Source organism: Novosphingobium sp. (assembly GCF_041915465.1).
Taxonomy (GTDB): domain Bacteria; phylum Pseudomonadota; class Alphaproteobacteria; order Sphingomonadales; family Sphingomonadaceae; genus Novosphingobium.
Map to the genome: position 1 here is coordinate 45772 of NZ_JAYSBK010000002.1, position 19564 is coordinate 65335.

The following is a 19564-nucleotide window of genomic DNA, read 5'->3' on the forward strand; positions in this document are numbered from 1 at the left end:
TTTAAGCCCCCCCGGCAGAAAGATGCCGCTTCACGGCACAGCGTTGCCGAGATCGACCCCGACGAGGCCCGGGCGGATCACCCGCGCGCGGATTACCGGGGCCTTGTCGGACAGCCCGCGCACCTTGATCCAGGCGCCGACAGGGCCGCTTTCAAGCGCCTCGCCGCTTTGCGAAACGGCGAAGCCGTCGCCGTTCACCGTGATCGTCACCGCATCGCCGCGCGTCACCGCAGGCGGCTCGGCGGCAGCCGAGGCCGCGCGCGGAGCCGCGACAAGCGGGACGTAAAGCTTCCACCCGCCGGTCATCGGACAGGTCACTTCAACGCTATCCTGCCGCGCGCCGTACCAATTGAGCGACAGCGGAACCGTGCAGGGATTGAGCCGCAGCCGCCGGTCGACCGGATAGGCCGCGCCACCAGCCGTGCCCAGCGGCGCGCCGGTGAAGTCGGCCACGGCGCGGTCGATCGCGGCAAGATCGGCAAGCGCCTGCGCGCGGGCGGGCTGGACTGCCGCCACCATTACAGTGGCGGCAAGGCCGGCCATCAGCGGCCTTAGGGGAAAGCGGGTGTTCATCGGTTCGGCTCCTTGGCGGGAAGGTTTGCCGACTGAGACTGCAAGGGCTGTGCCAGCCCGGGCGCACCCGGTTCTGCCTGGTCATAGGTGAGCGCGGCAACCGGCGGCCCGGCGAGGTCCGATTCCAGCACGATGCGCGCGGATCGCCCCGCCGCGCGCGACAGGGCCAGCGCTGCCTCAGCCCGGTCCAAGGGGGCAACGATCGTCAGTCGCAGGCGCGGATCGGCAGGCTGGGTCTTGAGCCAGTCGGCCAGCGGCGGCGCCCCTGCCCCGCCCTGCCACAACGCCACCGGCGCGGCGAGCGCGGGCAGCGATGGCTTTGCGGCAAGTGCGGTTGGAGCCGGCGAATCCGGCGGGGCCTCTGCCACGGCGGCGGCGGTAATCATGAACAGGATCATCGACAGGTCGGCCAGCACCACTTGCCAGCCGCTGCCCATCCGCGCGATCACGCCGCGCTCTCGATATCGTAGGGCGGCAAGTCGCCATTTAGCGACCCTGGATACTCGCGCCTCTGCCTGCGCTGAACCGGCAGCGCCTCGCTGACCTGCGCGGCGAGCCAGTCGATCACCTCCTGCCGCTCGGCCTCTTCCGCCTGGGCTGCGCGCTCAAGGATGCGGGCGAGCGGCGCGAAGACCAGGTTGGCGGCTAGCAGGCCGTAAAGCGTCGTCACCACCGCCATCGAGATCGTGCCCATAAAAGCCCCGCGCGCCAGCCCCTCGGACGGAAGCTGGCTGAGCGAAACCAGCGTTCCCGCCAGACCGAAGACCGGCGCAAGCTCGGCCGCCTGCGCCAGCGTGCGCACCGCGCGCTCGCTCTGCGCGATGCGGCGCGCGCGGTGCGCTTCGTGCGCCTCGATCAGCGCGCCGACCGAACGGCGGCCGATCAGCGCATCGGTCGCATCGTCGAACTCGCTGTCACCAAACCGGTGCGGCTGGGCGCGCAGCAGGCCGTCTTGCCGGATTTCCTGCACCTGCAATGCCAGTTCGGCGCGGGTCGCAGCGGCATCGAAGCGGCGACGGCCCAGCTGGCAAAGCTGGCGCAGCGTCGTGCGGCAATCGCGATTGCCCGCCCGCAACCAGGTTGCGACCAGCGTTCCGCCCAGCACAATGGCAGCGGATGGGCCGTCGATCAGGTTCATCAGGTTCATGGGGCTTGGCTTCCTTCCACACCCAAGAACGGCAGCGGCGGCGCGATTTCAGCGGGCGGACGACATTTGCCGGTCGGCGGCAACACTTTGCCGGTCAAGTGCCAGCCCCTCCTTCGAAACGCGCGGATTTGCGCCATTGCGAAAATTGGCACGGCATTTGCGAGGACACGGGCACGCAATTGAACCGGAGCCACGACCATGGCCGAAAGCCTGTTTGGAATTCATGGGGTCGCCCTCGAGCTGCGCTCGCAGCGGATGGGCATGATCACCTCGAACATCGCCAATGCCGGGACCCCTGGATACAAGGCCCGCGATCTCGATTTCGCCGCCGCGTTGAAGGCCAGCTCGCAAGGCGCGGGCACCGATCAGGCCGTCAGTCAGGCCACCCGCTTTCGCGTGCCCGTCATGCCCAGCATGGACGGCAACACGGTCGAAATGGCGACGGAGCAGACCGCTTTTTCCGAAAATGTCGTGGCCTATACCGCCACGCTCAGCTTCATCCGCGGGCGGGTCGAAACTGTTACCCGCGCGCTGAAGGGGGAATAGACCATGCCCTATTCCCTGTTCGATGTCGCCCAGCGCGGCATGTCGGCCCAGCTGGTGCGGATGAACGCCGCCTCGTCGAACCTCGCCAACGCCGGTTCCGTCGCGAGCAGCGAGGGCGAAGCCTATCGCCCGATCCGTGCGGTATTTGCCGAAGACCTCGACCGCTCGACCGGCCTTTCCACCGTGCGCGTCGCGGGCGTGGAGCGCTCCAGCGCAGCACCGATCAAGGAACACAACCCCGATCACCCGCTGGCCGACGCCAACGGCGATATCTGGACCGCCCCGGTCGATGAAAATGCCGAGATGGTCGAGATGCTCGATGCCTCGCGCCAGTACCAGAACCTGGTCGAAGCCCTGTCCACCGCCAAGCAGCTGATGCTCGAAACCCTGAGGATGAAATGACCGTTAGCTCCATAACCTCGGCCAATGCGGCCAACACCTCCGCCGCCGCCGGCTCTGCCGCCAGCAAGACGCTCGGCCAGGGCGAATTCATCAAGCTGATGACCACCCAGCTCAAGATGCAGGACCCGCTCGAACCCGTCGATAACAAGGAAATGATCGCCCAGATGGCGCAGTTCTCCTCGCTCTCGGGGATCAACGACATCAACGGCAACCTCAAGGCGATTTCGGCCCAGCTCGACCAGGTCGTGTCGGCCCAGAACGCCGCCACCGAAGCCGCCCAGGCCGCCGCGGCCAGCACTTCACCTACCGCTTAACCCCGCACGCCGGAGAACCGCCATGTCCTTCTACACTTCGCTTAACGGCCTCAAGAACGCCCAGACCGAACTCTCGGTCATCTCGAACAACCTCGCCAACGCGGAAACCACCGGCTTCAAGAAGAGCCGCATCAACTTTGCCGACATCGTCGCCGGCAGCGCCTCGACCAACCCCAAGCTGGTCAAGGGCATCGGCTCGACCGTGCAGTCGGTCGACCAGAACTTTTCGCTGGGACCGATCCAGCAGACCGGCTCGGCGCTCGACATGGCGATCAACGGCGAAGGCTTTTTTGCCAAGGTCAGCCCGATCTCGGGCAAGACCTTCTTCACCCGCAACGGCAATTTCTCACTCGATGGCTCGGGCTATGTCGTGGATACCTCGGGCAACCGCGTGCAGATCCTGCCGGTCGATGCCAGCGGCACCGTTACCTCGACCACTCCGCAGGATGGCCAGGCCCCGCTGACCAATGCCGCCGGGTCGGACTTCGTCGCCGTCACGATCAAGCAGGACGGTTCGGTCGTCGCCTCTTACGCCGACGGTTCGGTGAGCGAGGTCGGCAAGGTCGCCCTCGCGAACTTCGTCTCGCCCGGCGGCCTGCTGCAGGTCGGCAGCCAGGACTGGCTTTCCACCGGCATTTCGGGCGCGCCGACCTATGGCCAGCCCGGTTCGGCCCGCTTCGGCACGATCCTGTCGGGCAGCCTGGAACAGTCGAACGTCGACATCGCCGAGGAAATGGTCGGGCTGATCACGGCCCAGCGCTATTTCCAGGCCAATGCCAAGGCGATCGATACCGCGACCCAGCTGTCGCAGACGATCATCAACCTGCGGACCTGAGCCTGATCCGGCAAGGAGATAGCGAATGGACCGGCTGATCTGGACCGCGGTTACCGGCATGTCCGCCTCGATGGCGCGGCAGCGGATGATCGCCAGCAACATGGCCAATGCGCAGACCATCGGCTTTCGCAGCGAGGTCATGCAGTTCACGCCGATGACGCTGCAGGGCCCCAGCCTCGAGGTGCGGGCGATGACCGACGCCGCCGTCTATGGCGCGCAGATGGACGCGGGCGCGTCGATCGAGACCGGTCGGCCGCTCGACATCGCCTTGCAGGGCGACATCCTGCTCGGCGTCCAGGCGCCCGATGGCGGCGAAGCCTATACCCGGCGCGGCGACCTCTCGATCTCGCCCAATGGCCTGCTGGTCAACGGCGAAGGCACGGCCGTGCTGGGCGAGAACGGCCCGATTGCGGTCGAGCCGGGCAGCGACATCACGATCGGACCGGACGGCGCAGTGCTGATGGCCAGCAAGACCGATCCCGAGGCCCCGCTGGTCAAGCTTGACACCATCAAGCTTGCCAACTGGCGCGGCAGCCGGATCGAAAAGGGCCTCGACGGGCTGTTCCGGGTGGTCGGCGGCGGGGTGCTGCCGGTCGATGCCTCGGCCCGCGTGCTCACCGGCACGCTCGAACAGTCGAACGTCCAGCCGAGCCAGGTCCTGATCGAAATGGTCGAAGCCCAGCGGCTCTACGACATGCGCACCAAGCTGATCGCGACTGCCAAGGAACTCGACGAAGGCGGCGCGAGCCTGATGCGCCTGAGCTGACGCGCCTGACGACCCCGAACAAAGGAATTCCCGATGCCCTCTTCTGCCCTTCACGTCGCCCGCACCGGCCTTGAGGCCCAGGATACGCGGATGCGCGTTATTTCGAACAACCTCGCCAATATCGGTACCACCGGGTTCAAGCGCGACCGCGCGAACTTCTCGACCCTGACCTACCAGGACGCGCGCGTCGCCGGACAGCAATCGTCGAGCGAAACGGCCTATGCCACGGGGCTCAACCTCGGCACCGGGGTGGGCATCCAGTCGACCACGTCGATCACCACGCAAGGGACGCTGTCGACCACGGGCAACTCGCTCGACCTCGCGCTCGATGGCGAGGGCTATTTCCAGATCCAGCTGCCGGGCGGCAAGCTCGGTTATACCCGCGCAGGGAACTTTACCCGTTCGGCCGAAGGGCAGCTAGTCACCTCGCAGGGCTATGCCGTGCAGCCGCCGATCACCATTCCCGAAGGGGCAAGCGCGATCACCATCGCCAATGACGGCACCGTGTCGGTGACGATTTCGGGCCAGTCCGAACCGACTCAGCTCGGCCAGATCACGATCGCCGCCTTCACCAACCCGGCCGGCCTGCAGGCACTGGGCGACAATTTCCTGGGCGAAACGGCGGCGAGCGGCGCCGCCCAGATCGGGGTCGCCGGAGACGCCGGACGCGGGCAGATCCGCCAGGGCATGCTCGAAGCCTCGAACGTCAACGTGGTCGAGGAACTCGTCGACATGATCGAGTGTCAGCGCGCCTACGAGATCAATTCCAAGATGATCTCGGCCGTAGACGAGATGCTCAAGAACGCGAACCAGACGTTGTAAGCCATGCGCAAGCTGACCTTCATGATCGCGCTGGCGCTGGCCAGCCCGGCCTTCGCCCCGGCTGCCCTCGCCAAGTCGAAGCCCAAGCCGGGGTTCGAACCGGCCCTGCCCGCCCCCGCCCCGGCGCCGCGCGCAGCCGATGGTTCGATCTTCAACGCCGCCGCCGGCTACGCGCCGCTCTACGATGGCTACCGCGCCCATGCGGTTGGCGATCCACTGACGATCGTGCTGGTCGAAACGACCAGCACATCCAAGTCCGCGGGGTCGAAGACCCAGCGTGCAGGCAGTGCCTCGATCACGCCTCCGGCTTCCGGTCCGCTCAGCTTTCTCAAACCCGATGCCCTTAACGCTTCAAGCCAATCGTCGTTCAATGGCCAGGGTAATGCCACGCAGACGAGCACGCTCGCCGGCGAGGTATCGGTCACCATCGTCGAAGTGCGGTCAAACGGGACCGCGCTGGTTCGCGGAGAAAAGCGCTTGCTGCTGAGCCAGGGCCAGGAATGGATCCAGTTTTCCGGGATCGTGCGGCTCGCCGACATCACGGCGGACAACACGGTCGCCTCGTCGCGCGTCGCCGATGCGCGGATCGAATATGCCGGAAACGGAGCCGTCAGCCGCGCCAGCCGCGAAGGCTGGCTCAGCAAGTTCTTCAACATGATCAGTCCATTCTGAGGAGAATATCATGTTGCGCCTGATGACCCTCATCGCTTTCCTCGCCGCCGCGATCCTGCCCGCCCCGGCGCTTGCCGAACGCGTGCGCGATCTTGGCGCGTTCCAGGGCGTGCGCTCGAACCAGCTCACCGGCTACGGCATCGTCGTCGGCCTGCCCGGCACGGGCGACGATAGTCTTGAATACCTGACGCTTGCCATGCGCGGGGTTTCGGGCAGGGTTGGCGTGCAGCTTCCGCCGGGGATCAATCCCAGCCTCAAGAACGCTGCAGCGGTGATGATCACCGCCGACCTGCCCGCCTTTGCCAAGCCCGGTCAGCACATCGACATTACCGTTTCGGCGATCGGCAAGGCCAAGTCGCTGCGCGGGGGCACGCTGATCCTCACCCCGCTCTACGGCGCGGACGGGCAGATCTATGCCATGGCCCAGGGCAACCTGGCCGTGGGCGGCCTTGGCATTTCGGGCGCGGACGGATCGAAACTGACGGTCAATATCCCGACCGTTGGCCGCATCGCCGATGGTGCCAGCGTCGAACGTGCGGTCGATACCGGCTTTGCCAGCGGCGACGTGCTGCGCTGGAACCTGTTCCAGGCCGATTTCATGACCGCAACCAGGGTCAAGGACGCGATCAACACCGAATGGCCTGGAACCGCGACGGTTGAGGACGGGGTGACGCTCGCCCTGCGCCTGCCGCCCGGCGCCGATACACGCGCCAGCATGATCGCCTCGATCGAAATGCTCGATGTGACCCCGGCGGAAACGCCCGCGCGCGTGATCGTCAACAGCCGCACCGGCACCGTCGTCATCAACAGCGCGGTTCGGCTATACCCAGCCGCGATCAGCCACGGCAAGCTGACCGTACGGATCGAGGAAGACCCGACCGTGGTCCAGCCCGCGCCGTTCAGCCGGGGCCAGACCGCAACCCAGCAGAATTCCAACCTCTCGGCCACCGAGGAAGGCAATCACGTCGTCCTATTCAAGCCCAGCGCGAGCCTTGCCAAGCTGGTCGATGCGCTCAACCTGCTCGGTGTCAGCCCGTCGGACCTGGTCGCGATCCTCGAAGCGCTCAAGCAGGCCGGGTCGCTGAAGGCGGAAATGGTGGTGATATGACCGCAATATCGTCACCCTCGCTCAGCACTGGCAGCCTCGTCTCCGCCCAGGGAGACGACCGGCGGAAACTGGCCGCCGCCGCGCAGCAATTCGAAGCGATCTTCGTGCGCCAGATGCTCGCCTCGGCCCGGCAGACCTCGTTCGGCGATGGCCTGTTCGGCGGGCAGGCGATGGACACCTTCCGCACCATGCAGGACGAGAACTTCGCCGACATCGCCGCCAAGAGCGGATCGTTCGGCCTTGCCACCCAGATCGAGGCGCAGCTTTCGCGCTTCATCGAGCCGGAGGGCTAGGCCATGGCGAGCAACCTGTTCACGATCAGCTCGAGCGGCATCAAGGCGGCGCGCGCCGCGCTCGACATCACCGCGCAGAACATCGCCAATGCCGGCACCGAAGGCTATGTCCGGCGCAGCCTGAACCTGGCCGAGATGGCCTCGTCGCTGAGCTATAGCCGGGTCGGAGACCTGTCGCTGTCAGGCGTACGGGTCGATACACTCGTCCGCAACGCCGATCTGTTCCGCCAGGCCGAAGTACGCCGCACCGGTGCCGACGCCCAGCGCGCCAGCACCGAACTGGGCGGGCTTCAGAACATCGAAGCCGCTGTCGAGCAGGCGGGCGTCTATCCGGCGATGACCGCCTTCGAAACCTCGCTCAGTCAGCTTGCCGCCGATCCGACCAACACGTCGCTGCGCGCCGCCGCGCTGGAAGACGCACGCACCCTCACCAAGACATTCAATATCGCCTCGCAAAGCCTTGATACGGTTGGCGAAGGCCTGCGCTTCGAAGCCAGCGACGGGATCAACCAGATCAACCTGCTGAGCGGGGAACTGGCGCGGGTCAACCTGCAGCTGACGCGCGCCACACCGGGCAGCAGCGACCAGGCCAAGCTGCTCGATTCGCGCGACAACATGCTCCAGCAGCTGTCGCAATATGGCGAAATCAAGACCACGATCGCCAGCGACCAGACGGTCGAGGTCCGGCTCGGCGATCTGGCCACTCCGGCGCTGGTGGCCGGCGGCAATGCCAACACCCTGGCCATGGCGACGGACGCGGACGGGCTCATCTCGTTAACGCTCGGCGGCAGCCCGGTTACCCTTTCATCCGGCTCGCTGGCAGGGCAAGCGCAAGCGCTGACTGCGGTGCGCGATAACCGCGCCACGCTGAACGGCATTGCCGACGATCTGATCGCTGCCGCCAATGGTGCCCAGGCCACCGGGGCCGCGCTTGACGGCAGCGCCGGGCAGCCCTTCTTCAGCGGCTCGGGTGCGGCGGGGATCGCCCTTGCACTCACCTCGGGCAGCCTGATCGCGACTGCGCCGCTGGGTGCCGCTCCAAACAGCCGCGACAGCACCAACCTTGCCGCCTTGCGCGGCGCGCTTGATAGCCACGACATCTCTGGCCAGCTCGACAGTCTGCTGTTCACCGTCTCCAGCGCGGTCGCCGGCAGCAAGGTGACGAGCGACGCCCTTTCCACCATTGCCAGTTCGGCCAAGATCGCACTCAGCGAACAGGCCGGGGTCGATCTCGACCAGGAGGCGGTCAACCTCGTGCGCTACCAGCAGGCCTTCCAGGCCAACGGCAAGGCGATGCAGGTTGCCTCCGATCTGTTCGACACGCTGCTGGCGCTGAAATGAGCGCCTGAAGGAACAATGCCATGAGCAACGTCAGCACCGCCGCCTTTTACGAACGCTCCTCGCAGAGCCTGTCGAGCCTGCGCGCGCGCGCCGAAGCGTTGCAGACCGCAGTGAGCAGCGGCGAGCGATTGCAGCGGTCCTCCGACGATCCCGTCGCCGCCTCGCGCCTGCGCAGCCTCCAGCGGTCCGACGGGTTTGCCGCGATCGACACCACAGTCGCCGCACGCGCATCGACCGACCTGACCCTGGCGGACAGCGCGCTTTCGACCTTTGCCAGCTATGTCACCCGCGCGCAGGAACTGGCGACCCAGGCCGCCTCGGGTACGCTAACCCAGGCCCAGCGCAATTCTATCGGGGTTGAAATCGACCAGGTGCAGCAAGAGATGGTGCGCCTTGCCAATAGCCGCGACAGTGCCGGACACGCCTTGTTTGGCGGCGAAGCGACCGGCGATGCCTACAGCATCGATGCCAATGGCATTGCCGCCTATGTCGGCACGGCCGCCGCCACCGACCTGCCGCTGGGCGACGGACAGACGGTGACCCGCGGATTGACCGGGCCCGAATTCCTCAACTTCGCGGTGAACGGCAATCCGACCAACCTGATCGCCGTGGTCAAGGGCCTGGCCGACGCCTTGCAGGGCAAGGTCAGCGGCACCGACCCCGCCGCCGCCGCGAAAGACGCGCTGGGCGCGCTCGACACCGGGCTCGACACGATCACCACGGCACAGACCGTGGTCGGCGCGCGGCTCAACTGGATCGACCTGGTCGACCAGCGCCGCACCGCGCAGAGCGAATTGCGCGCGCAGGAGCAGGCCGATGTCGGCGGCACCGATATCGCCACCACGATTACCCAATTGCAGCAGGCAATGACCGTGCTTGAGGCCAGCCAGGCCAGCTTCACCAAGCTCGCCTCGCTATCGTTGTTCGATCTGCTGCGCTGAGGCGCCGCAGTCCATATCTGTTCTGAATTCCGGGGGTTAGTTGAATGTACGCGGTGATCGGTATCGTTGTCCTGCTGGTCATGGTGTTCGGCGGCTTTGCCATAACGGGCGGCGCGCTGGGCCCAGTGATGGAGGCCATCCCGCACGAGATGCTGATAATCGGCGGCGCGGCCGTGGGCGCGCTCATCACCGGCAATTCACTGCATGGCCTGAAGGCGATCGGCGGCTCCTTCGCCAAGATCTTCAAGGGCCCGGTACACAACAAGCAGGACCATATCGACGTCATCATCCTGACCACCAAGCTGATGAAGCTGCTGCGCTCGGAAGGCCCGGTCGCGCTGGAATCGCACGTCACCGACCCTTCCACCTCGGCCATCTTTGCCGAATTTCCGCGGCTGCTGGCGAACAAGGCGCTGGTTGCTCTGATCTGTGACACGCTGACCCTGATCGTCGTTTCGTCGGGCGCGCTTGAAGTTCACGCGGTCGAAGAGGTGATGGACAATGCGATGAAAACCCATTTCCACGAGCTGCACGAACCGCAGCACGCGCTCTCCAACCTCGCCGATGCCCTGCCCGCCCTGGGGATCGTTGCGGCGGTGCTGGGGGTGGTCAAGACCATGGGCTCGATCGACAAGCCGCCGGCGATCCTGGGGGGCATGATCGGTTCGGCGCTGGTCGGCACCTTCATGGGCGTGCTGCTGGCCTATGGCATGGTTTCGCCGCTCGCCGGGCGGCTCAAGCAGGTGCTCGAAGCCGACGAACAGATCTTCCACGCGGTCAAGCAGGTGATCATCGCCAGCCTGCACGGCTGGCCCCAGCCGCTCGTCGTCGAAGGCGCGCGTTCGGGGCTGGGCCACGATTTCCGGCCGGGTCTGTCCGAACTGCTCGATGCGCTGCGGGGACGCTGAGCCATGGCTGCAAAAAAGGATGGGCGCGGCAAGAACGAGCCGCCGCCGCCAATCATCGTCAAGAAGATCACCGTGGTCGAAGGCGGCCATCATGGCGGCGCGTGGAAAGTGGCCTATGCCGACTTCGTGACTGCAATGATGGCCTTCTTCCTGCTGCTGTGGCTGCTGGGGGCAACCACCGAAAAGCAGCGCAAGGGGATCGCCGACTATTTCACCCCGACGCTGGTCAAGCTCAAGGAACAGAGCGCGGGCTCGAACGGGATGCTGGGCGGTTCCTCGATCACCGACGTCGACAACTATCCCAACCGCGCCGGGCAGACCGGCACCCAGACCATGAGCATCCCGCGCGATACCACGGGCGGGCCGAAGGAAGGCGCCGAACGGGCCAAACGCATCCAGTCGATGCAAGGCAAGCTGGCGGAAAAGCTGAAGACCTCCCCCCGACTGGCCCGCCTGGCCAAGCAAGTTCGGCTGATCGACACAACCGAAGGAATCCGGATCGATCTGGTTGACGATGCCGACTTTTCGATGTTCCAGCTCGGCACCACGGTGCTCACGCCCGAAGCGGCGGAACTGCTCAACGCGATCGCCCTGATCGTCGGTCCGGAGTCCGGCGGGATTTCGATCCGCGGCCATACGGATTCGCTACCGTGGAAGGGCGGTCTTGGGGCAAACAACTGGTCGCTATCGGCCGGACGCGCCGAAGCGACCCGGCAGGCGCTGATGCGCGAAGGCATCCCGGAGGCACGGTTCCGCAAGATCGAGGGCGTGGCCGACCGCGAGCCATTGGTTCGCGACAAGCCCGATGATCCGCGCAACCGTCGCATCTCGATCCTGCTGATGAGATAGGCCGGTTGATGCGCTGAGCCGGAAATGCGAGGAAAGCGGCCATGCAGCTAGCTTTCCTTCTGTTCCCCGGCGTTACCCAGCTTGACCTGACCGGCCCGGTCCAGTTCCTCTCGCGTCTGCCCGGCGCCAGGGTCGACCTGGTGTGGGACAGCCTCGATCCGGTGCCTACCGACGCCGGGTTTTCGATTCTGCCTACCGCAACCTTTGCCAGCATGCCCCGCGCGGACCTGATTTGCATTCCGGGCGGCATGGGCATCGCTCAGGTGATCGATCACGACCCCGCGCTCGATTGGGTGCGCGAAGTCGGCAGTAAGGCCGAGTGGGTGACGAGCGTCTGCACCGGCGCACTGGTGCTGGGCGCGGCGGGGCTGCTGAGGGGCTATCAGGCGACGACTCATTGGGCCTGGCACGACATGCTCGGCCTGTTCGGGGCCGAGCCGGTACAGGCGCGGACCGTGTTCGATCGCAACCGGGTGACCGGCGGCGGGGTGACGGCTGGGATCGACTTTGCCCTGGCGCTGATGGCGCGGATTGCGGACGACGATACGGCGCGCGCGGTGCAGCTGGCGCTGGAATACGATCCCGCCCCGCCCTTTTCCGCTGGCAACCCCGACAAGGCAGGAGCGGAACTGGTGGCCGTCTACACCGAGCGCGCGAACCGGCTCGCACCGGGCAGAAAGGATGCCTTGATTGCCTCAGCGAAAAGATTAGGGTTCACACCCTAAAATTATCAACTGGGAGGATCACCATCATGGCCAACGGGCGTTATACGCTTTGGGGCCTGCCGCACTCGCTCTATGCAGGCAAGGCGCGCAGTTATCTCATCAAGAAGGGCGTACCCTTCGAGGAGCGGATGGCATCCGACCCGCGCTTCATCGGCGAGGTCGTGCCCAAAGTCGGACACATGGTGATCCCGGTGCTCGAAACTCCCGACGGCGAACTGATCCAGGATACCAGCGCGATCATCGACCATATCGAGGCGCAGGGCGAAGGCGAAGAGCTGCATCCGGCAGGGGACGTCCAAGGCGTTGTCGCCCATTTCATCGACGCATTCGGATCGAACTATCTCTTGCCGCTGGCCATGCATTACCGCTGGTCGTTCCGCGCCGAGCAGGAAGAATTCCTGCGCACCGAATTCGCCCGGGCCGTCCCCACTACCCTGCCCTATGACCAGCGGCTCGCCATGGCGGGCATGGTGATGGACAGGTTCAACGGCTTCCTGCCCAACCTCGGGGTCCGTCCCGAAGTGATCCCGGCGATGGAGGACAGCTACCGTGAACTGCTGGCCGTTCTGGAGCAGCATTTCCGCGCCCATCCCTATCTGTTGGGCGGCAGGCCGAGCCTGGCCGACTTCGGTCTCATGGCCCCGCTCTATGCCCACCTCGCGCGCGATCCGGTGCCTGCCTTCCTGATGCGAACCGAAGCCCCGAACGTCGCGCGCTGGACCGAACGGATGAACAGCGCGGTCATTCCCGACGGCGACTATGCCGATCAGAGCGGCACCTATCCGGCTGACGATGCGATCCCCGAGACGCTCGAAGCGGTGCTGCGCACGGCGTTTGCCCAATGGGGACCGGGTCTCGCCGAAGATGCGGCGCAGTTCGACCGCTGGCTTGCCGGGCTTGAAGATCCCGCGCCGGGCACGCTGGTCAGCCATGACGGCGCGCGACAGGTCCACCCTCATGTCGGGCGGATCACTTTCAGCTGGCGCGGCATCGAGATGAAGCGGGCTAGCCACCCCCACTCGCTCTGGCACCTTGCCCGGGCGCAGGCAGCGGCAAGTGCCCTGCAAGGCGATGCGGCTGAACGTTTGTCAGCCCTGCTCGAACGCACCGGTGGAACCGCGACGATGGCGCTGACGACCAGACGGCCGATCGCGCGCGAGGCCAACGTGCTGGTGCTGGCCTAGCCGTCCATGCTCAACCCGGCAACGTATCCGGGTGCAGGCGCTGGCGCAGCTCTTCCAGGCGCAGCGAATGGGCCGCGGTAACGAGACAGTCGGCATCGAGCAGGTGGCTCAGCGAGGTCAGCTTCTGGGCAAACAGGTCGATCGCCTGAAGGTCGGCAATGTGCTTGTGCAGCACCGCCGGATCGGCGCACAGCCGTCCGCCAAGGTCTTCGACCTCTTGCGCCAGTTCGGCCAGGACTGTCGAAATCCGCTGGATCTGCTGGCGGGTGCGCGCCTGCATCACGCTGCCTCTTGCAGATCGTCGGAAGCCAGCGCGTCGAGATCGAGTACCATCACCATGCGGTTGTTGATCGCGGTCAGCCCGGTGACGAAGCGGTTGATCTGGCCAGCCCCGGCAGCCGGCGGAGCTTGCAACGCAGACTGCTCGATCGTGACGATATCGCTTACCGCGTCGACGATCAGGCCCGAGATCTGCCCGGCCAACTGGGCGACGATGATCGCGTTGCGCGCGGTCGCCTCGGTCGGCTTCCAGCCCAGCCGCGCGGCGAGGTTGATCACCGGCAGCACGGTGCCGCGCAGGTTGACCACGCCCGCGACATAGGCCGGCACCTGCGGCAGCGGCGTGGTGGGCGTCCAGGCGCGAATTTCGCGCACGGCCATGATGTCCAGCCCGAAGTACTGGTCGGCAACCTCGAACGTGATGAGTTCCATCTGCATGGACTTGTCCTCCTTCCCGGGGGCTCAGTGGGCGACGCGGCGCACGGCCGCGACCAGCTTGTCCGGATCGAACGGCTTGACGATCCAGCCCGTGGCCCCAGCGGAGCGCGCGCGCGCCTTCTTCTCGTCGGAGCTTTCCGTGGTCAGCACCAGGATCGGGCGATCGCGGTGACGCGATCCGGAGCGAAGCTGCTCGATCAGGCCGAAGCCATCCAGGCGGGGCATGTTGATATCGGTAATCACGACATCGACCTCGTTCGCGGCCAGCCATTCGAGCGCAGCCTGGCCATCGTCGGCCTGGACAACGTCGAAGCCCCGGCTCGACAGGGCGTGGTTCAGCAAAGCGCGCATGCTGGCGCTGTCATCTACCGTCAGGATACGGGTGGTCTTGTTCATCGGTGCACCTATTTCAGAACAGTTCGACATCGCCGCAGGCCATCTGCGGGCGCGGAGCGGGCTCAATCGCCGGGGCGAGCGCGGGCTCGACCGTGCGGCAGCGGACTTGCCCCGAAGCAGGGCGGAAATCGACGCGGCGGGCATTCACGCCGCCAAGGTCTTCGCGAACCAGCGGAATGCCTTCACGGGCAAGGAACGACCGCGCGAAGTCGGCATTCATCGTGCCGATCCGGGCCATGCCGGAATGCAGGTTGGCCCCGCCGTAAAGGTGCGCGCGCAGGTTTGCCTTCGATGCGCCGTGCGCGAGCATTTCGTTGATCAGCACTTCCATCAGGTAGACCCCATAGTGTTCGTCAGCCTCGCTTACGCTGCGGGTCGCGACGGGCTGGGCAAGCAGGAAGTGGTTCATGCCGCCCAGTTCGATCGCGGGATCGTAGAGGCAGGTGGCAACACAGCTGCCCAGAACGGTGGAGAATTCCACGCGCGGCCCGGCACTGACGCGGGCTTGCCCCTGCATGATCGTGAGCCGCGTCAGCGGCGGCCCGTTGATGACCGGTTTTTCGAACATCTCAGGCCGCCTTCTGCAACGCGTGGCGGGCGATGCGGTGGAGCGGGGCGACGACCTGTGCGGCCCCCAGCGCGATCGCCGCGCGCGGCATTCCGAAGACGGTGCAGGTCGCCTCGTCCTGGGCGATCGTATAGGCCCCGGTGCTGGCCATCGCGAACAGGCCGCGCGCACCGTCCTGGCCCATGCCCGTCAGCAGCACGCCCACCGCGCTGTCGCCGCAGACCTCGGCCGCGGAGTTGAACAGCATGTCGACGCTGGGCCGGTGCCCGCTGACCGGCTCACCGGGCCGCAGCTTGACGTGGAAACTGCTCTTGCCACTGACCATCATGTGCCGATCGTCGCCCGGCGCAAGGTAGACGTGGCCGCGGCGCAGCGGCATGTCCGGCTCGGCAATCGCGACGTGGGCCGGGCTTTCGCTATTGAGCGTCTGGGCAATCGCTGGCGCAAAGCGGGCGTTGACGTGCTGGACGATCATCGTCGGCGGGCAATCGGCGGGAAATTCGCGCAGCATCACCTGCAAGGCTTCCACCCCGCCGGTCGAAGAGCCTATCACGATCAGCTTGGTATCGCGCGCCAGCACGGCGCGGGTCGTCGCCGCCGTGCGCGCCGGAGCGCCGCGCCGTGCCGAGAAATTGACCTGCGCCGCCTCGCGCACGAGGTTAGCGAGCTTGCCGTTGTCATCCATCGGCAGACCGCCGGTGCTTTCCGACTTGGCGTAGCAGTCGACCGCCCCCAGCGCGAGCGCGCGGGCCGTGTTGGCGGCGCCTTCGCTGGTCGAACCGGAAACGATGATCACCGGCGTCGGGCGCAGCAGCATGATCTTTTCAAGGAAATCGAGCCCGTTCATCCCCGGCATTTCGATGTCGAGCGTGACCACATCGGGATCGAGCCGCTTGATCGCCTCGCGCCCCTGCGCGGCATCGGCGGCGGTGCCGACGACTTCGATGTCGTGCTCGGACGCAAGCCGCGCCGCAAGCAGCGCGCGCATCGTCGCGGAATCGTCGATGATGAGGACGCGGATGCTCAAGAATTCCTCCTCCGGTAAATGGTCGGCCCGATCAGTTCGAGCTCTGCTGCAGCAGGGCCGGTCGCCCGTTCGCTGTGGCCGATGTAAAGGTGCCCGCCGGGGGCAATCAGCTGGGTGAAGCGCTGGATCAGCCGCTCTTTTGTGGGCAGATCGAAATAGATCATCACGTTACGGCAGAAGATCACGTCGAAGCGGCCGCGCATCGGCCATTCGCCCTGCAGGTTGAGCGAACGGAACCGCACGATCCGGCGTGCCTCGCCGCCGATTTCGGCATGGCTGCCGTCGCTGCGGGTCCAGTTCTGGACCAGCGCGGCGGGGACTGGGGCGAGATCCTTGGCCTCATAGCGCGCGGCCTCGGCCTTGGTCAGGGCGTGGGGGGCAATATCGCTAGCCAGAACCAGCACGTCGCGCCCGGCGATGCGGCGTCCTTCGGCCAGATCAGAGCCCAGCAGCGTCATCACCAGCGACCAGGTTTCCTCACCGCTGGAACAGCCCGCTGACCACATCCGCACCGGCTGGCCAGCTTCCAGCCGGCGCACCATGTCGGGGCGCACTTCGGCCGCAAAATGGGCGAAGTGGTGCTCCTCGCGGTAGAAAAAGGTATGATTGGTGGTCAGCGCCGTCACCGTGCGCATTCGCTCGGCCGGGTCGGCGCGAACCTGCTCGAGATAGGCCGAAAAGGTCGCGCAGCCCGAATTGCGCACCAGCGGCGCGATCCGGGAATAGACCAGCATCGCCTTGCCCCGCGCCAGCACGATCCCCGCCTCGTCGTAGACGAGCCTGGCGATCGCATCGAAATCGGCCGTGCCATAGACGGCTGGGCTGATCCCGGGCAGATCTTCGAGGAAGGCGGCATCGACCATCAGGCGGCTTCCCGCTGCGGTGCGACAACCGCCCCCGTCTGGCAGGAACGGGCCACCAGCCCGTCGATGTCGAGGATCAGCGCGACGCGGCCGTCACCCAGGATCGTCGCCCCGGCCACGCCTTCGACGGCGCGGTAATGAGTATCGAGGCTCTTGATCACGAACTGGCGCTGGTCGCAGATGTTGTCGACCAAGAGCGCGGCCTGACCGGTGCTTTCGGTATCGACCACGATCAGCACGCCGCGCGCCGGATCATCAACCGCGCCACGCGCCGTAATCACATCGCCGACCGGCACGATCGGGATGAACTTGCCGCGCACGTTGAGCATCGAACAGCTGACGCCAAGGCCCTGCACTTCGCCCGGCTGCGGACGCAGGCTTTCGACCACGTGGGTCAGCGGCACGACCAGCATCTGGTCGCCCACGGTCACGATCATCCCGTCGGAAATCGCCAGCGTCAGCGGCAGGGTGAGCGTGAAGACCGTGCCTTGGCCCTCGACCGATTCAATCGTGATCCGTCCGCCCAGGTCCTTCACATTCTGGCGCACCACATCCATGCCCACGCCGCGCCCGGAGATGTTCGAGACGGTCTGCGCGGTGGAAAAGCCGGGGGCAAAGATCAGCGCGTCGATCTCTTCCTTGGACAGCTGGGCATCGGGGGCAACCAGCCCCTTCTCGACCGCCTTGGCCAGCACCCTGGCACGGTCGATCCCCTTGCCATCGTCGGCAATCTTGATGAGGATCCGGCCCGAGCGGTGCTCGGCCGACAGGCGCAGCGTGCCCTCGGCGCTCTTGCCGGCGGCAAGGCGGGCCTCGGCATCCTCGATCCCGTGGTCGACGGCATTGCGGATCAGGTGGGTCAGCGGTTCGCCAAGCCGCTCGATCACGGTCTTGTCGAGTTCGGTCGCCTCGCCCGATACTTCCAGCTTCACGTGCTTGCCGGTGCTTGAGGCCAGTTCGCGCAGGATCCGGGGCACGCGGCTGAACACCGAGCCGATCGGCTGGGCGCGGATCGCCATGGCGCTTTCCTGGATTTCGCGGGTCAGCCCTTCAAGCATGACCAGCTCCTCGCTGGTGCCCATGCCCTCGTTGCCAAGGCGCTGGGCCAGCATGGCCTGCGCGATGACCAGTTCGCCGACCGTGTCGATCAGCCGGTCGAGCTTGACGAGATCAATCCGGATCGACTGCGCGGCGCTGGGCGGTGCAGGCGGCGCGGCCTCGCTTGGCGCGGCGACCGGTGCCGGGTTCGCGGCAGCCGCCAGCGCTGGCGCAGCAGCAGCAGGAGCGGCGGCAGCAACCGGCGCGGGGGCGGGCTTTGGCGCGGCGCGCGGCGTGATGCGCAGGTCGGGCATGGCGCCGCCTTCGCCAATGGCCAGGCCGACATCGTCGCCGACGAAATCGAACACTTCTGTGACGTCGCTTTCCTCGACCCCGGCCGGAACAGTGAAGGTCCAGCCGAGATAGCCCTGACACGGGTCGATTTCGTCGAGCGGTGGAACGGCAGACACATCGCAATCGCTGCACGTCGCGCCGAGTCCGGCAAGTTCGCGCAGCAAGAGCAGCGGCTCGCCGCCATTGGCCATCGCCCCGGCATGGGGCCGCAGCCGCAGCGTCCAGTGAGGATTCTGCGCGGCCGGCACGGCTGCGGCAATATCGTCGAGCAAGGCATCGAGATCGAGGTCGAACCCGAGGTCCGCTTCCGCATCGCTTAAGGCAGACGCAGGCTCGCTGTTGGCAACCGCAACCGGATCGGGAGCAAGGGCCGCCACATTGTGCACTCCGCCGCCGGTCTGCGCGGCGGTCAGTTCGGCGAGCAACGCCCTGTCGTCGGGCGCGGCCGAGCCTTCGTGCGCGGCGCGCACATGGTCGCTCAGCACATCGAGCGCACGCAGCATCAGCTGGATCAGCGGATCGCCGAGCGTAATCTTGCCATCGCGCACATCGGACAACAGCGTTTCGAAGGTATGCGTGAAGGCCTGGAGCGCGGAGAAGCCGAAGGCCCCCGCCCCGCCCTTGATCGAATGGACGCCGCGAAACACGGCGTTGACGGTGTCGGAATCCTGCGTCCCGTCACGGCAGGCTGCGAGGCCATTTTCGGCGGCTTCTAGCGATTCCTCGCACTCGGCAAAGAAGATGGCGAGGATTTCCTCCTGCGTCATGCCGCGTCTCCCTCGAACAGCACAGCCTCGAGTCCGCACAGCACCGCGGCCTCGCGCAGGGCATCCGATGCCGTAATCCGCGCGCCCTCGCCCCAGCGCCGCGCACTGACCAACAATTGCAGCACGGCCTGTCCGATCTGGCGCACGCCGCTGCCATCGATGTCGATGCGCCCGCCGCCAAGCATCGCGGCCAGTTCGGGCGCCAACGCTTCGGCAGCGGCCCGATCGCAGCGTTCGGGAAGGATGATTGCAGGCATTCGGTTCTTTCCTTCGCTCGGCGGGATCCCGGATCGGACTGATCGGCACTGTCCAAGCACCTAAGCGCACTGTGCAAATTCAGGATTTCCGCCGTATTAGGTAGCTTGCCGGATCGGCACCGAACCAAGGCATCGTTATCGACCTTGGCCG

General features: G+C 66.2%; 26 protein-coding genes. 15 read left to right on the plus strand and 11 right to left on the minus strand.

The window, feature by feature from the left end:
• Window positions 1-30: 30 nt before the first annotated feature.
• From ACE3SN_RS00835 to ACE3SN_RS00845, 3 genes are read right to left on the minus strand one after another with little or no spacing between them, the layout of a single operon-like run.
• Window positions 31-573 carry a flagella basal body P-ring formation protein FlgA gene (locus tag ACE3SN_RS00835; RefSeq protein WP_374526839.1) on the minus strand — a complete coding sequence of 181 codons (543 nt, stop codon included), beginning with the start codon at window positions 571-573 and terminating at the stop codon, window positions 31-33.
• Window positions 570-1022 carry a hypothetical protein gene (locus tag ACE3SN_RS00840; RefSeq protein ID WP_374526840.1) on the minus strand — a complete coding sequence of 151 codons (453 nt, stop codon included), beginning with the start codon at window positions 1020-1022 and terminating at the stop codon, window positions 570-572. The genes ACE3SN_RS00835 and ACE3SN_RS00840 overlap by 4 nt, the downstream gene beginning before the upstream one ends.
• Window positions 1019-1720: a MotA/TolQ/ExbB proton channel family protein gene (locus ACE3SN_RS00845; protein ID WP_374526841.1), complete on the minus strand. Its 702-nt coding sequence runs from the start codon at window positions 1718-1720 to the stop codon at window positions 1019-1021. Before ACE3SN_RS00845 ends, ACE3SN_RS00840 begins: the two co-directional genes overlap by 4 nt.
• A gap of 198 nt (window positions 1721-1918) precedes the next feature.
• On the opposite strand from ACE3SN_RS00845, the gene flgB reads away from it, so the two are divergent.
• From flgB to ACE3SN_RS00920, 15 genes are read left to right on the plus strand one after another with little or no spacing between them, the layout of a single operon-like run.
• Window positions 1919-2266 (plus strand): flagellar basal body rod protein FlgB, encoded by a 348-nt coding sequence (flgB, locus tag ACE3SN_RS00850; protein WP_374526842.1) that lies wholly within the window; start codon window positions 1919-1921, stop codon window positions 2264-2266.
• A 3-nt stretch (window positions 2267-2269) separates the two neighbouring features.
• Window positions 2270-2668, plus strand: a complete 399-nt coding sequence (flgC, locus tag ACE3SN_RS00855; protein WP_374526843.1) for a flagellar basal body rod protein FlgC — start codon at window positions 2270-2272, stop codon at window positions 2666-2668.
• Complete coding sequence (locus tag ACE3SN_RS00860; protein ID WP_374526844.1) at window positions 2665-2982, plus strand: flagellar hook assembly protein FlgD; 318 nt, start codon at window positions 2665-2667, stop codon at window positions 2980-2982. Before flgC ends, ACE3SN_RS00860 begins: the two co-directional genes overlap by 4 nt.
• Before the next feature lie 22 nt (window positions 2983-3004).
• Complete coding sequence (locus tag ACE3SN_RS00865; RefSeq protein WP_374526845.1) at window positions 3005-3817, plus strand: flagellar hook-basal body protein; 813 nt, start codon at window positions 3005-3007, stop codon at window positions 3815-3817.
• Between the two features lie 25 nt (window positions 3818-3842).
• On the plus strand, window positions 3843-4583 hold the full coding sequence (locus ACE3SN_RS00870) for a flagellar basal body rod protein FlgF (RefSeq protein WP_374526846.1): 741 nt from the start codon (window positions 3843-3845) through the stop codon (window positions 4581-4583).
• A 33-nt stretch (window positions 4584-4616) separates the two neighbouring features.
• Entirely contained in the window at window positions 4617-5405 is a 789-nt protein-coding gene (gene flgG / locus ACE3SN_RS00875) for a flagellar basal-body rod protein FlgG (protein WP_374526847.1), read from the plus strand.
• Window positions 5406-5408: 3 nt separating this feature from the next.
• The gene (locus tag ACE3SN_RS00880) at window positions 5409-6077 is read left to right on the plus strand and encodes a flagellar basal body L-ring protein FlgH (protein ID WP_374526848.1); all 669 of its coding nucleotides are present in this window, start codon (window positions 5409-5411) and stop codon (window positions 6075-6077) included.
• Between the two features lie 10 nt (window positions 6078-6087).
• Window positions 6088-7185, plus strand: a complete 1098-nt coding sequence (locus tag ACE3SN_RS00885) for a flagellar basal body P-ring protein FlgI (RefSeq protein ID WP_374526849.1) — start codon at window positions 6088-6090, stop codon at window positions 7183-7185.
• A complete protein-coding gene (locus ACE3SN_RS00890; RefSeq protein ID WP_374526850.1) occupies window positions 7182-7478 on the plus strand; it encodes a rod-binding protein in 297 nt (98 codons plus the stop codon). The genes ACE3SN_RS00885 and ACE3SN_RS00890 overlap by 4 nt, the downstream gene beginning before the upstream one ends.
• Window positions 7479-7481: 3 nt before the next feature.
• Window positions 7482-8819: a flagellar hook-associated protein FlgK gene (gene flgK / locus ACE3SN_RS00895; RefSeq protein ID WP_374526851.1), complete on the plus strand. Its 1338-nt coding sequence runs from the start codon at window positions 7482-7484 to the stop codon at window positions 8817-8819.
• A gap of 20 nt (window positions 8820-8839) precedes the next feature.
• Window positions 8840-9760 carry a flagellar biosynthesis protein FlgL gene (locus tag ACE3SN_RS00900; protein WP_374526852.1) on the plus strand — a complete coding sequence of 307 codons (921 nt, stop codon included), beginning with the start codon at window positions 8840-8842 and terminating at the stop codon, window positions 9758-9760.
• Between the two features lie 44 nt (window positions 9761-9804).
• A complete protein-coding gene (motA, locus tag ACE3SN_RS00905) occupies window positions 9805-10668 on the plus strand; it encodes a flagellar motor stator protein MotA (protein WP_374526853.1) in 864 nt (287 codons plus the stop codon).
• Window positions 10669-10671: 3 nt separating this feature from the next.
• On the plus strand, window positions 10672-11517 hold the full coding sequence (locus ACE3SN_RS00910; RefSeq protein ID WP_374526854.1) for a flagellar motor protein MotB: 846 nt from the start codon (window positions 10672-10674) through the stop codon (window positions 11515-11517).
• A gap of 41 nt (window positions 11518-11558) precedes the next feature.
• A complete protein-coding gene (locus tag ACE3SN_RS00915; RefSeq protein WP_374526855.1) occupies window positions 11559-12242 on the plus strand; it encodes a DJ-1/PfpI family protein in 684 nt (227 codons plus the stop codon).
• Window positions 12243-12268: 26 nt separating this feature from the next.
• Window positions 12269-13426 carry a glutathione S-transferase family protein gene (locus tag ACE3SN_RS00920; protein ID WP_374526856.1) on the plus strand — a complete coding sequence of 386 codons (1158 nt, stop codon included), beginning with the start codon at window positions 12269-12271 and terminating at the stop codon, window positions 13424-13426.
• A gap of 10 nt (window positions 13427-13436) precedes the next feature.
• Here ACE3SN_RS00920 and ACE3SN_RS00925 read toward each other — a convergent pair whose 3' ends face one another.
• The 8 genes from ACE3SN_RS00925 to ACE3SN_RS00960 are packed head-to-tail and all read right to left on the minus strand — an operon-like array spanning window position 13437 to window position 19413.
• Window positions 13437-13706, minus strand: a complete 270-nt coding sequence (locus ACE3SN_RS00925; protein ID WP_374526857.1) for a hypothetical protein — start codon at window positions 13704-13706, stop codon at window positions 13437-13439.
• Complete coding sequence (locus ACE3SN_RS00930) at window positions 13706-14143, minus strand: chemotaxis protein CheW (RefSeq protein WP_374526858.1); 438 nt, start codon at window positions 14141-14143, stop codon at window positions 13706-13708. Before ACE3SN_RS00930 ends, ACE3SN_RS00925 begins: the two co-directional genes overlap by 1 nt.
• A gap of 24 nt (window positions 14144-14167) precedes the next feature.
• Window positions 14168-14539: a response regulator gene (locus ACE3SN_RS00935; protein WP_374526859.1), complete on the minus strand. Its 372-nt coding sequence runs from the start codon at window positions 14537-14539 to the stop codon at window positions 14168-14170.
• 13 nt (window positions 14540-14552) lie between these two features.
• Window positions 14553-15107: a chemotaxis protein CheD gene (locus tag ACE3SN_RS00940; RefSeq protein ID WP_374526860.1), complete on the minus strand. Its 555-nt coding sequence runs from the start codon at window positions 15105-15107 to the stop codon at window positions 14553-14555.
• A gap of 1 nt (window position 15108) precedes the next feature.
• Window positions 15109-16134 carry a chemotaxis response regulator protein-glutamate methylesterase gene (locus ACE3SN_RS00945; RefSeq protein ID WP_374526861.1) on the minus strand — a complete coding sequence of 342 codons (1026 nt, stop codon included), beginning with the start codon at window positions 16132-16134 and terminating at the stop codon, window positions 15109-15111.
• Window positions 16131-16997, minus strand: a complete 867-nt coding sequence (locus tag ACE3SN_RS00950) for a protein-glutamate O-methyltransferase CheR (RefSeq protein WP_374526862.1) — start codon at window positions 16995-16997, stop codon at window positions 16131-16133. Before ACE3SN_RS00950 ends, ACE3SN_RS00945 begins: the two co-directional genes overlap by 4 nt.
• Window positions 16997-19156, minus strand: coding sequence for a chemotaxis protein CheA (locus tag ACE3SN_RS00955; RefSeq protein ID WP_374526863.1), 2160 nt, complete (start codon window positions 19154-19156; stop codon window positions 16997-16999). The genes ACE3SN_RS00950 and ACE3SN_RS00955 overlap by 1 nt, the downstream gene beginning before the upstream one ends.
• Window positions 19153-19413 (minus strand): STAS domain-containing protein, encoded by a 261-nt coding sequence (locus tag ACE3SN_RS00960; RefSeq protein WP_374526864.1) that lies wholly within the window; start codon window positions 19411-19413, stop codon window positions 19153-19155. The genes ACE3SN_RS00955 and ACE3SN_RS00960 overlap by 4 nt, the downstream gene beginning before the upstream one ends.
• Window positions 19414-19564: the final 151 nt, after the last annotated feature.

What these genes read in the sequence shown, in the direction of transcription:
- flgC (WP_374526843.1), top strand. Translation starts at nt 2,270, where the DNA reads ATGCCCTATTCCCTGTTCGATGTCGCCCAGCGCGGCATGTCGGCCCAG.
- ACE3SN_RS00950 (WP_374526862.1), bottom strand. Translation starts at nt 16,997, where the DNA reads ATGGTCGATGCCGCCTTCCTCGAAGATCTGCCCGGGATCAGCCCAGCC.
- ACE3SN_RS00860 (WP_374526844.1), top strand. Translation starts at nt 2,665, where the DNA reads ATGACCGTTAGCTCCATAACCTCGGCCAATGCGGCCAACACCTCCGCC.
- ACE3SN_RS00865 (WP_374526845.1), top strand. Translation starts at nt 3,005, where the DNA reads ATGTCCTTCTACACTTCGCTTAACGGCCTCAAGAACGCCCAGACCGAA.
- motA (WP_374526853.1), top strand. Translation starts at nt 9,805, where the DNA reads ATGTACGCGGTGATCGGTATCGTTGTCCTGCTGGTCATGGTGTTCGGC.
- ACE3SN_RS00935 (WP_374526859.1), bottom strand. Translation starts at nt 14,539, where the DNA reads ATGAACAAGACCACCCGTATCCTGACGGTAGATGACAGCGCCAGCATG.
- ACE3SN_RS00920 (WP_374526856.1), top strand. Translation starts at nt 12,269, where the DNA reads ATGGCCAACGGGCGTTATACGCTTTGGGGCCTGCCGCACTCGCTCTAT.
- flgK (WP_374526851.1), top strand. Translation starts at nt 7,482, where the DNA reads ATGGCGAGCAACCTGTTCACGATCAGCTCGAGCGGCATCAAGGCGGCG.
- ACE3SN_RS00870 (WP_374526846.1), top strand. Translation starts at nt 3,843, where the DNA reads ATGGACCGGCTGATCTGGACCGCGGTTACCGGCATGTCCGCCTCGATG.
- ACE3SN_RS00900 (WP_374526852.1), top strand. Translation starts at nt 8,840, where the DNA reads ATGAGCAACGTCAGCACCGCCGCCTTTTACGAACGCTCCTCGCAGAGC.
- ACE3SN_RS00955 (WP_374526863.1), bottom strand. Translation starts at nt 19,156, where the DNA reads ATGACGCAGGAGGAAATCCTCGCCATCTTCTTTGCCGAGTGCGAGGAA.
- ACE3SN_RS00835 (WP_374526839.1), bottom strand. Translation starts at nt 573, where the DNA reads ATGAACACCCGCTTTCCCCTAAGGCCGCTGATGGCCGGCCTTGCCGCC.
- ACE3SN_RS00960 (WP_374526864.1), bottom strand. Translation starts at nt 19,413, where the DNA reads ATGCCTGCAATCATCCTTCCCGAACGCTGCGATCGGGCCGCTGCCGAA.
- ACE3SN_RS00845 (WP_374526841.1), bottom strand. Translation starts at nt 1,720, where the DNA reads ATGAACCTGATGAACCTGATCGACGGCCCATCCGCTGCCATTGTGCTG.
- ACE3SN_RS00925 (WP_374526857.1), bottom strand. Translation starts at nt 13,706, where the DNA reads ATGCAGGCGCGCACCCGCCAGCAGATCCAGCGGATTTCGACAGTCCTG.
- ACE3SN_RS00910 (WP_374526854.1), top strand. Translation starts at nt 10,672, where the DNA reads ATGGCTGCAAAAAAGGATGGGCGCGGCAAGAACGAGCCGCCGCCGCCA.
- ACE3SN_RS00885 (WP_374526849.1), top strand. Translation starts at nt 6,088, where the DNA reads ATGTTGCGCCTGATGACCCTCATCGCTTTCCTCGCCGCCGCGATCCTG.
- flgG (WP_374526847.1), top strand. Translation starts at nt 4,617, where the DNA reads ATGCCCTCTTCTGCCCTTCACGTCGCCCGCACCGGCCTTGAGGCCCAG.
- flgB (WP_374526842.1), top strand. Translation starts at nt 1,919, where the DNA reads ATGGCCGAAAGCCTGTTTGGAATTCATGGGGTCGCCCTCGAGCTGCGC.
- ACE3SN_RS00915 (WP_374526855.1), top strand. Translation starts at nt 11,559, where the DNA reads ATGCAGCTAGCTTTCCTTCTGTTCCCCGGCGTTACCCAGCTTGACCTG.
- ACE3SN_RS00940 (WP_374526860.1), bottom strand. Translation starts at nt 15,107, where the DNA reads ATGTTCGAAAAACCGGTCATCAACGGGCCGCCGCTGACGCGGCTCACG.
- ACE3SN_RS00880 (WP_374526848.1), top strand. Translation starts at nt 5,409, where the DNA reads ATGCGCAAGCTGACCTTCATGATCGCGCTGGCGCTGGCCAGCCCGGCC.
- ACE3SN_RS00930 (WP_374526858.1), bottom strand. Translation starts at nt 14,143, where the DNA reads ATGCAGATGGAACTCATCACGTTCGAGGTTGCCGACCAGTACTTCGGG.
- ACE3SN_RS00890 (WP_374526850.1), top strand. Translation starts at nt 7,182, where the DNA reads ATGACCGCAATATCGTCACCCTCGCTCAGCACTGGCAGCCTCGTCTCC.